Consider the following 11,323-nt stretch of genomic DNA (forward strand, 5'->3'; position numbering starts at 1 on the left):
TCTGGCAGGAACTGCTGGGGCTGGCGCGCGTCGGCCGCCACGACCACTTTTTCGAGCTCGGCGGTCACTCGCTGATGATCGTTAATCTGATCGAAGAAATGCGGCGTCAGGGTTACCCGCTTGATGTGCGAGGTGTGTTCTCAACACCGATTCTCAGTGAAATGGCACAGGCAGTGCTGGCGCATCAGGATAAACCGGCTGTAGTGGTGCCGCCCAACCGCATTCCGGCAGACTGCACCGCCATCACGCCCGATCTGCTGCCGCTGGTGACGCTCACCCAGCCGGAGATCGATACCGTAGTAGCTACGGTCGCCGGCGGCGCCGCCAACGTACAGGATATCTACCCGCTTTCGCCTCTGCAGGAAGGCATTCTTTTCCATCACCAACTGCAGAAGCAAGGCGATGCTTACTTATTAAGAAATTTGGCAGCCTTTGACACGCGTGAGCATCTCGATAACTTCCTTGCCGCATTGCAGCAGGTTATCGATCGTCACGACATTCTGCGCACCGCCGTCTGCTGGCAGGGACTAAGCCAGCCGGTACAGGTGGTCTGGCGTCAGGCAGAGCTGCCGATACGTCATTTTGAAGCCACCTCATCAGAGGCGGTATTGGCACAGTTACAGGCACATACCGATCCATGCACCCATCGCGTCGATCTGAATCAGGCTCCTTTGTTTAGGGCCGATATCGCTCACGATACCAAACGAAACGAATGGCTGCTGGCGCTGCGCTTCCACCATCTGGTCTGTGACCATATGACGCTGGCACTGATCGTCGGTGAAATCCGTCAGCGGTTGCAGGGCCAGCAGGACGCCCTGCCGACGCCACTGCCGTACCGTAATTTTATCTACCAAACCTTAAATGTACCGACCTCAGAACACGAGGCCTATTTCCGCGAACGGCTAGCGGATATCGATGCACCGACAGCGCCTTTTGGCCTGCTGGATGTACAGGGAGATGGCGGCAGCGTCACCGAGGCACATTTACCTCTGGAAGCCGCTTTGGCATCTGCGATTCGCAGTCAGGCTCGCCGTTTTGGCGTCAGCCCCAGCGTGCTGTTCCATGTGGCCTGGGCGCAGGTGCTGGCGCAGACCAGCGGTCGTGATGAAGTGGTATTCGGCTCTGTTCTGCTGGGTCGACTCGCAGGCACCGCCGATGCCGATCGGACCATGGGGATGTTTATCAATACGCTGCCGCTGCGAGTATCCCTTGCCGATAGTCGCGTGGAAGAAGTGGTTCAACGCACCTCACACGATCTCATGACGTTGCTGGAACATGAACAAGCCTCGCTGGCATTGGCACAACGCTGTAGCGGTGTGACGCCACCGATGCCGTTGTTCAGCACGCTGTTCAACTACCGCCATAGTTCACAGGATATTGACGATCTTGCCTGGAGCGGCATGCGTTTGCTCACGTCGGAAGAGCGTACCAATTATCCACTCATTCTTTCTGTCAACGACCGAGGTAACGCGTTTAGCCTGGAAGCACAGGCCATTGAGGGAATCGATCCTGAGCGCGTGGTGAATTACCTGATGACGGCAATCAGTGGTCTGACAGCGGCATTGGAAACGGAGCCTCAGCGACCGATACGCAGCCTATCCGTGCTACCGGAATCCGAACGTCAGCAATTGCTGATTGGCTTTAATGCCACCGGCACGGATAGCCTACCGCACGCGCTGATTCACGAGCGCATTGAACACGCGGCACGCCAGACGCCAGATGCCATTGCAGTCGTGTTCGGCGAACATACCCTCAATTACGATCAACTCAACCGCCGCGCCAACCGTCTTGCCCATCATCTGCTTACGCTCGGCGTACAGCCGGACGATCGGGTTGCGATTTGCGTCGAGCGTGGTCTGGAGATGATTGTTGGTCTGCTTGGCATCCTCAAAGCCGGTGCCGCTTATGTGCCGTTGGATCCCTCTTATCCCGTCGATCGTCTGACTTATATGCTGGAGGATGCCGCCCCTGTTGCATTGCTGACGCAAACCGATCTGGTCGCCCTGTTGGATAGCCCTCTGCCCACTATCGAACTCGATAATCTGCCAGCCGCTATCGCGGACGAGGCACCAGACAGTAACCCGACACCGCAATCGTTCGGCCTGACGCCACATCATCTGGCCTATGTCATCTACACCTCTGGCTCCACGGGTAAACCCAAAGGGGTCATGGTTGAGCATCGTAATCTGTGTAATCTGGTTGATGCACTGTCTGATGCCTTCAATATCACCCGCGACAGCCGCTTGTTGCAGTTTGCTTCTTTCAGTTTCGATGCCTGTGTGTTTGAAGTCGCAACCACACTTTCTCATGGCGGTAGTCTGGTACTTGCCCCCCGAGAAGCGCTGCTGCCCGGCGAGGCGCTGCTGACGACGCTACAAACGCAGGCGGTCACGCATGCGTTATTACCGCCTATTGCTGCCAGTGCTCTACCACCCGACGCCGAACTTCCTATGTTGAAGACCCTGATTCTGGGCGGAGAGGCGTGCAGCGCGGCGCAGGTTAAGCGCTGGACATCGGGCCGACAGGTGTTTAATGCCTACGGCCCAACGGAGATTACCGTCTGTGCTACTTTGTATCGCTGCGATGGGAGCCACAGCGGAGCACCACCGATTGGCAGCCCGATTGCCAACACGCAAATTTATATTCTGGATGAGCAAAAACAGCCAGTTCCCCTTGGTGTCGCCGGTGAAATCTATATTGGCGGTGCTGGTGTCGCACGCGGCTACCTTAATCGCCCGGCATTGACGGCCGAGCGTTTTATTGCCGATCCGTTTAGCGATCGTCCTGATGCTCAGCTCTACAAGAGCGGTGACCTTGGCCGCTGGTTGCCCAATGGCGATATCGAGTATCTGGGCCGTAACGACTTCCAGATCAAACTGCGCGGTTTCCGTATCGAGCTGGGTGAAATAGAAACGCACTTGATGCAGTGCAGCGGCGTCGGCGAAGCGGTAGTGATTGCCCGTGAAGACAGCCCCGGCGACACCCGACTGGTGGCCTATCTTTGCCCACAATCGGGTGCGGAACTCCACCCGACTGACCTGCGTCAACAGCTCAGCCAGCATCTGGCCGAGTATATGGTGCCTTCTGCCTTTGTCGTGCTTGATACGTTCCCACTCACGCCGAACGGCAAACTCGACCGTAATGCGCTACCCGCGCCCGGCCAAACGGCAGTCGCTCGTCACGACTATGAAGCACCGCAAGGCGAGCTGGAGACAGCTCTCGCGCAAATCTGGCAAGACCTGCTGGGGCTGGATCGCGTCGGCCGCCGCGATCAGTTCTTCGAGCTCGGTGGTCATTCGCTGATGATTGTCAGACTTATTGAACGTCTGCGTAGCCTTGGCTGGACACTTGAAGCCCGAAGCCTCTTTTCTACCCCAGTTCTTTGCGACATGGCGCAGGAAATACTGGAGAACCAAGATAAATCGGCGTTCATCGTTCCGCCTAATCGGATTGTCACAGACGCCACAATCATTACGCCCGAGTTGTTGCCACTGGTCACACTGTCTCAGGAAGAAATCGATACGGTTATCGCGACGGTACCCAACGGCGTAGCCAATGTGCAGGATATCTACCCGCTGGCTCCCTTGCAGGAAGGCATTCTGTTCCATTATCAGTTGCAGGAGAAAGGCGATACCTATCTGTTAAACAGCCTGCTCGCCTTTGACACGCAAACACGCCTTGATGATTTTCTCGGCGCATTGCAACAGGTGATCGCACGCCACGATATTCTGCGCACCGCTATCTGCTGGCAAGGGCTCCATCAACCCGTGCAGGTGGTTTGGCGGCAGGCACCGCTGACGGTAAATACCCTGACGGCAACATCATCGGACGATATCCCAGCACAATTGCGTGCGGCTACCGATCCCAGCAATCATCGGCTCAACCTCAACCGTGCTCCGCTGCTTTCGGCGACGACAGCGCACGATCCGGTTCGCGGCGAATGGCTATTGTCGCTGAGCATCCATCATTTGATCAGCGACCATATGACACAGGCGCTGATCATCGATGAAATCCGCTTACTGTTGCAGGATCGAGTGGAAGCTCTGCCTGAACCACTACCGTATCGCAACTTTATCGCGCAGATCCTGAGCGTTCCACTTTCAGAGCATGAGCACTATTTCCGCAGTCGACTGGCGGATATTGACACACCGACAGCGCCTTTCGATCGCGTGGATGTGCAAGGCAACGGCGAGGACATCACCGAAGCACGTCTTTCGCTCGATCCCGTACTGGCTGATACTATTCGCCGTCAGGCTCGCCAGCAGGGAATTAGCTCAAGTGTGCTATTCCATGTTGCCTGGGCACAGGTCCTTGCACTGACAAGCGGTCGTGATGACGTGGTCTTTGGCTCCGTGCTTTCGGGTCGCCTGCAGGGAAGCTCGGGGGCCGATCGAGTGATGGGGATGTTCATCAACACGCTGCCGCTGCGTGTATCGCTCCGTGAGCACAGCGTACACGATGTGGTTCAGAACACGTCTCATGAGCTAATGGCGTTGTTAGCACATGAACAGGCACCGCTGGCATTGGCTCAGCAATGCAGTCAGGTTCTCCCTCCTCTGCCACTGTTCAGCACGCTATTCAACTATCGTCATTCCCAGAAAGATACCAGCAACACATTCTGGGAGGGCATGCGCCAACTGAGCGGGCGAGAGCGCACTAACTATCCGATCACGCTGTCGGTAGACGATCTGGGCGATGGCTTTAACCTGACCGCCAAAACCGTCATGGGCGTCGACCCTGAACGGATCGTCCACTATATGCTTACCGCGCTTGAGAGTCTGGTCACGTCGCTGGAGAGCACACCGCAACAGGCGGCGTTAAGTCTGCCTATATTACCGGAAGTCGAACGTCAGCAGGTGCTGGTCGATTTCAATGCCACCGACGCCGACTTCCCGCGTCAGACGTTGATTCAGCAGCCGTTTGAAGCACAGGCCGAACAGACCCCCGACGCCATTGCCGTGCTGTTTGAAGACCAGCACCTGACCTACCGCGAACTCAATCGCCGTGCCAACCAGCTGGCCCACCACCTGCTTTCGCTCGGTGTCAAACCCGATGACCGCGTCGCCCTCTGCGTCGAGCGCAGCCCCGAGATGATGGTCGGCCTGCTCGGTATCCTCAAAGCCGGCGCCGCCTACGTTCCGATGGACCCCGCCTATCCGGCGGAGCGCCTCGCCTATATGCTCGACGATGCCGCACCGGTCGCCCTGCTGACCCAGTCCGCACGAGTGGCATCACTCGGCAGCACGCTGCCCACCATACTGCTGGATACGCCCGCCTCCACGGACTACCCGGATTCCAACCCCGTGGTACAGGGGCTGAACGCGACCCATCTGGCCTATGTGATTTACACCTCCGGCTCCACCGGCAGGCCCAAAGGGGTCATGGTCGCACACCGCAACGTGCTTCATCTCGCCACCGGTCTGAAAACGCTGCTGGCGCTCCGGCACCCCAGCCGCATCGCCCTCAACGCCAGCATCGTGTTTGATGCCTCGGTGAAAAACTGGATACAGCTGCTGTCAGGCCACACGCTGGTGCTGGTGCCCGACGCTATCCGCGCCGATGCCCATCAGCTCTGGCGCTATTTCGCCCGGCACGCCGTCAACCTGTTTGACTGCACCCCGGTGCAGTTGCAGTGGCTGCTTGACGCCGGACTGGGCACCGACCCAACCTACCAGCCCGCACAGGTACTCATCGGCGGGGAGGGCATTTCACCTGAGGTCTGGTCGCGCCTGCAGGCGCTTTCCGATACCCGCTTTATCAACGTTTACGGCCCGACCGAATGTACCGTTGATGCCACCGCCTGTCCTGTTGACCGCGCGCAGCCGTTGCCGACCATCGGCAAACCGCTCACCAATACTCGCGTCTACATCCTGGATGCTCAGGGCCAGCCCGTGCCCGTCGGCGTCACCGGTGAACTCCATATCGGCGGGGCCGGCGTCGCCCGTGGCTACCTCCACCGCCCTGACCTCACCACCGAACGCTTTATTGCCGATCCGTTCAGCGATAATCCTGATGCCCGGCTCTACAAGACCGGCGACCTCGGCCGCTGGCTGCCCGACGGCAGCATTGACTACCTCGGCCGTAACGACTTCCAGATCAAGGTGCGCGGTTTCCGTATCGAAGCGGGGGAAATCGAGTCCCGCCTCCTGCGCTGTCAAGGGGTGCAGGAGGCCGTGGTGATTGCCCGTGAAGACAGCCCCGGCGATACGCGGCTGGTGGCCTATCTCTGTGCCGCACCGGCGGCAACGCTGATGCCAGCCAGTCTGCGCCAGCAACTCGCCGGCGCTCTGGCGGACTACATGATCCCGTCGGCCTTTGTCACGCTCGACGCCCTGCCGCTCACCCCGAACGGCAAGCTCGACCGTCAGGCCCTGCCCGCGCCGGATCAGGCCGCCTTCGCCACCCGTGACTATGAAGCACCGCAGGGCGACATCGAAAGCACGCTGGCCGCGCTCTGGCAGGACCTGCTGGGGCTGGATCGTGTTGGCCGCCACGATCGGTTCTTCGCCCTCGGCGGCCACTCGCTGCTGGCGGTGCAGCTGCTGAACCGCCTGGACAAAGCCGGCATCAGCGTCCCGCTGGCCACCCTGTTTGCGCACCCGACGCTGTGCGATCTGGCGGCGGCCATCAGCGGGCTGACCCACGCGGCACCGTCCGCGCTGCCCGTGGCCGACCGCACGTCTCCCCTGCCGCTGTCGTTTGCCCAGCAGCGGCTGTGGTTCCTGGCCCAGCTCGACCCGGCCGCCAGTCAGGCCTATCACCTGCCCGCCGCGCTGCGCCTTACCGGTCGGCTTGACCGCCCGGCGCTCACGGTCGCCCTCGACGGACTCATGGCCCGTCACGAAAGCCTGCGCACCCGCTTTACCGCCCGCGACGGCCAGCCTGCCCAGCAGATTGCCCCGGATACGCTCGGCTTCAGCCTCAGTTGCCATGACCTGCGCGATCTGGACGCGGCGGCACGCAACCTGCGCGTGGCAGAACTGGCAGAACAGGAGGCGCGTGCACCTTTCGATCTGACACAGGGGCCGCTGATCCGCGGTCAGCTACTGCAGCTGGATGATGACACCCACATTCTGCTGCTGACCCAGCACCACATTATCTCCGACGGCTGGTCTATCGGCATTCTGGCACGCGAGCTGGCCGCGCTGTATCAGGCCGCGAGAGAGGGACACGACGCCCAGTTGCCGCCGCTGCCGGTTCAGTACGCCGACTACGCCGTCTGGCAACGTCAGTGGCTACAGGGGGAGACGCTCGACAACCTGCGCGACTACTGGCGTCATCAGCTGGAAGGCGCGCCGGCGCTGCTGACGTTGCCGACTGACCGGCCCCGTCCGGCGGTACAGCGCTATGCGGGCGATCAGGTTCCCTTCTTCCTCGATAGCGAACAGTTGCACCGTCTGCATACCCTGAGCCAGCAACAGGGCACCACCCTGTTTATGACACTGCTGGCCGCCTGGACAGTGGTGCTCGCCCGCCTCAGCGGGCAGGACGATATCGTTATCGGCACCCCGGTCGCCAACCGCCCCCGTCAGGAGCTGGAGGGCATGGTCGGTTTCTTCGTCAATACGCTGGCGTTGCGCACCGAGCCGGGGCGCTGCCGCTCGGTCGCAGAACTGCTCGAACAGATCCGTGAGCGTGCGCTGGACGCCTACGCCCATCAGGCCCTGCCGTTTGAACAGGTGGTAGAGGTGCTGCAACCCGTTCGCAACCTCAGCTACAGCCCGCTCTTTCAGGTGATGCTGTCGCTGAATAACACCCCGGCGCAGGCCCTGACGCTGCCCGGCCTTGAGATCTCTGCCGTTGAGCGTCCGCTGAACCGCACCCACTTTGATCTGTCGCTATCGCTGATTGAGACAGAAAATGGCCTCGAAGGCGGGCTGATTTACGCTACCGACCTGTTTGATCGGGACACCATCATCCGTGTGGTGGGTTATGTAGAAAATATCCTGATGGCAATGGCCGACGATGTGACGCAGCCGCTGAATTCGCTGCCCATGCTGCCAGAGGCCGAACGCCAAAGACTGCTGGTCGATTTCAACGCCACCGACGCCGACTTCCCGCGTCAGACGTTAATTCAGCAACCGTTTGAAGCACAGGCCGAACAGACCCCCGATGCCATTGCCGTGCTGTTTGAAGACCAGCATCTGACCTACCGCGAACTCAATCGCCGTGCCAACCAGCTGGCCCACCATCTGCTTTCGCTCGGTGTCAAACCCGATGACCGTGTCGCCCTCTGCGTCGAGCGCAGCCCCGAGATGATGGTCGGCCTGCTCGGTATCCTCAAGGCCGGCGCCGCCTACGTCCCGATGGACCCCGCCTATCCGGCGGAGCGCCTCGCCTATATGCTCGATGATGCCGCACCGGTCGCCCTGCTGACCCAGTCCGCACGAGTGGCATCACTCAGCAGCACGCTGCCCACCGTCCTGCTGGATACGCCCGCCTCCACGAACTACCCGGACGCCAACCCCGTGGTACAGGGGCTGAACGCGACCCATCTGGCCTATGTGATTTACACCTCCGGCTCCACCGGCAGGCCCAAAGGGGTCATGGTCGCACACCGCAACGTGCTTCATCTCGCCACCGGTCTGAAAACGTTGCTGGCGCTCCGGCACCCCAGCCGCATCGCCCTCAACGCCAGCATCGTGTTCGATGCCTCGGTGAAAAACTGGATACAGCTGCTGTCAGGCCACACGCTGGTGCTGGTGCCCGACGCTATCCGCGCCGATGCCCATCAGCTCTGGCGCTATTTCGCCCGGCACGCCGTCAACCTGTTTGACTGCACCCCGGTGCAGTTGCAGTGGCTGCTCGACGCCGGACTGGGCACTGACCCAACCTACCAGCCCGCGCAGGTACTCATCGGCGGGGAGGCCATTTCGCCTGAGGTCTGGTCGCGCCTGCAGGCGCTTTCCGATACCCGCTTTATCAACGTTTACGGCCCGACCGAATGTACCGTTGATGCCACCGCCTGCCTTATCGATACCTCGCAGCCGGCTCCCACTATTGGTCGTCCTCTCACCAATACGAAGGTATATATTCTGGATGCTCAGGGTCAGCCCGTTCCCGTCGGCGTCACCGGTGAACTCCATATCGGCGGGGCCGGCGTCGCCCGTGGCTACCTCCACCGCCCCGACCTCACCGCCGAACGCTTTATTGCCGATCCGTTCAGCGATAATCCTGACGCCCGGCTCTACAAGACCGGCGACCTCGGCCGCTGGCTGCCCGACGGCAGCATTGACTACCTCGGCCGTAACGACTTCCAGATCAAGGTGCGCGGTTTCCGTATCGAAGCGGGGGAAATCGAGTCCCGCCTCCTGCGCTGTCAAGGGGTGCAGGAGGCCGTGGTGATTGCCCGTGAAGACAGCCCCGGCGATACGCGGCTGGTGGCCTATCTCTGCGCCACGCCGGCGGCAACGCTGACGCCAGCCAGTCTGCGCCAGCAACTGGCCGGCGCTCTGGCGGACTACATGATCCCGTCAGCCTTTGTCACGCTCGACGCCCTGCCGCTCACCCCGAACGGCAAGCTCGACCGTCAGGCCCTGCCCGCGCCGGATCAGGCTGCCTTCGCCACCCGCGACTATGAAGCACCGCAGGGCGACATCGAAAGCACACTGGCCGCGCTCTGGCAGGACCTGCTGGGGCTGGATCGTGTTGGCCGCCACGATCGGTTCTTCGCCCTCGGCGGCCACTCGCTGCTGGCGGTGCAACTGCTGAACCGCCTGGACAAAGCCGGCATCAGCGTCCCGCTGGCCACCCTGTTTGCGCACCCGACGCTGTGCGATCTGGCAGCGGCCATCAGCGGGCTGACCCACGCGGCACCGTCCACACTGCCCGTGGCCGACCGCACGCATCCCCTGCCGCTGTCGTTTGCCCAGCAGCGGCTGTGGTTCCTGGCCCAGCTCGATCCGTCCGCCAGTCAGGCCTATCACCTGCCCGCCGCGCTGCGCCTTACCGGCCGGCTTGATCGCCCGGCGCTCACGGCCGCCCTCGACGGACTCATGGCCCGTCACGAAAGCCTGCGCACCCGCTTTACCGCCCTCGACGGCCAGCCTGCCCAGCAGATTGCCCCGGATACGCTCGGCTTCAGCCTCGGCTGCCATGACCTGCACGATCTGGACGCGGCGGCACGCGCCACACGCGTGTCCGAACTGGCCGAACAGGAGGCGCGTGCACCTTTCGATCTGACACAGGGGCCGCTGATCCGCGGTCAGTTGCTGCAGTTGGATGATGACACCCACATTCTGCTGCTGACCCAGCACCACATTATCTCCGACGGCTGGTCTATCGGTATTCTGGCACGCGAGCTGGCCGCGCTGTATCAGGCCGCCAGAGAGGGACACGACGCCCAGTTGCCGCCGCTGCCGGTCCAGTACGCCGACTACGCCGTCTGGCAACGTCAGTGGCTGCAGGGGGAGACGCTCGACAACCTGCGCGACTACTGGCGTCATCAGTTGGAAGGCGCACCGGCGCTGCTGACGCTGCCGACCGACCGGCCCCGTCCGGCGGTACAGCGCTATGCGGGCGATCAGGTTCCCTTCTTCCTCGATAGCGAACAGCTGCACCGTCTGCATACCCTGAGCCAGCAACAGGGCACCACCCTGTTTATGACGCTGCTGGCCGCCTGGACAGTGGTGCTCGCCCGCCTCAGCGGGCAGGACGATATCGTTATCGGTACCCCGGTCGCCAACCGCCCCCGTCAGGAGCTGGAGGGCATAGTCGGCTTCTTCGTCAATACGCTGGCGTTGCGCACCGAGCCGGGGCGCTGCCGCTCGGTCGCGGAACTGCTCGAACAGATCCGCGAGCGGGCGCTGGACGCCTACGCCCATCAGGCTCTACCGTTTGAACAGGTGGTGGAAGCACTGCAACCGACGCGCAGCCTCAGCTACAGCCCGCTCTTTCAGGTGATGCTGTCGCTGAATAACACCCCGGCGCAGGCCCTGACGCTGCCCGGCCTTGAGCTCTCTGTCGTTGAGCGGCCACAGCGTAGCACGCACTTTGATCTGACCCTGTCACTGACCGAAACTGAAAGCGGTCTCGAAGGCGGGCTGCTCTACGCTACCGACCTGTTTGATCGGGGCACCATCATCCGTGTGGTGGGTTATGTCGAAAATATCCTGATGGCAATGGCCGACGATGTAACGCAGCCGCTGAATTCGCTGCCCATGCTGCCAGAGGCCGAACGCCAGAGACTGCTGGTCGATTTCAACGCCACCGATGTCGACCTGCCACAGACGCTGATTCATCAGCTATTCGAACAACAGGTCGCACAGACCCCTGATGCCACCGCTGTCGTGTTCGAAGCACAGTCGCTCAGCTACGCGGAACT

At 61.4% G+C, this 11,323-nt stretch carries 1 protein-coding gene; it reads left to right on the forward strand.

Features of this window, described 5'->3' with window-relative positions; genetic code table 11:
- On the forward strand, window positions 1–11,323 hold an 11,323-nt coding region (locus NXT09_RS22265), incomplete at both ends, for a non-ribosomal peptide synthetase (protein WP_268581183.1).

The organism is Pectobacterium jejuense, assembly GCF_026800125.1.
Taxonomy (GTDB): Bacteria; Pseudomonadota; Gammaproteobacteria; order Enterobacterales; family Enterobacteriaceae; genus Pectobacterium; species Pectobacterium jejuense.